This is a genomic window from Thiolapillus sp. (assembly GCF_048562965.1).
Taxonomy (GTDB): Bacteria; Pseudomonadota; Gammaproteobacteria; order Chromatiales; family Chromatiaceae; genus Thiolapillus; species Thiolapillus brandeum_A.
On record NZ_JBHNMF010001636.1, the window covers coordinates 1 to 524 of the forward strand.

1 protein-coding gene is annotated in these 524 nt (G+C 59.2%); it reads left to right on the forward strand.

The window, feature by feature from the left end; all coding sequences use genetic code 11:
* Positions 1 to 32: 32 nt before the first annotated feature.
* Positions 33 to 524: hypothetical protein (locus tag ACOCD2_RS25945; RefSeq protein ID WP_419588817.1), on the forward strand; the 492-nt coding region annotated here is incomplete at its 3' end.

The window sequence follows — 524 nt, forward strand, 5'->3', positions numbered from 1 at the left end:
TCAGTAAGCTGGGAAAGATTAAGGAAAACAAGATGGTATCCCGCGATGCGGCCGAACAGATGGGCCTTATCGATGTCAGCCAGACGGTGGATGACCTGGAACGCCTGGTTTCCGTACCCGCCAAGCGTGTCTTCGGCCTCGTGATAGATTTTGGGACATCCCAGTCCCCAAAATCGACTCGGCCTTTGACAACCTATTGGTGCCCCAGCCGTCCTGGTCACCAAGCACTACGCAACAACTTCGCAAGCTCGTTGCTGCTCCGTACTTGGCTCCCAATGACTGGACGCCGCGTTCGGAGGCCTACTTTGTTTTCCCTCTGGCGCAAGGCACGCCGGGAAAACAGTGCGGCCTCGCGGCTACTGGGGTCTACCAGCCTTCGCTTCGCTCTCCATGGCTGGCAGCGGTGGCGGCTTGCTCATCTCAACTACCGCCACCCGCTGCTCGCCCAAGGGCTGCGCATTCTCGACACACCGGGACTCAACGCCATCAGCAGCGAGCCAGAGCTCACCTATGAAATCCTGCCC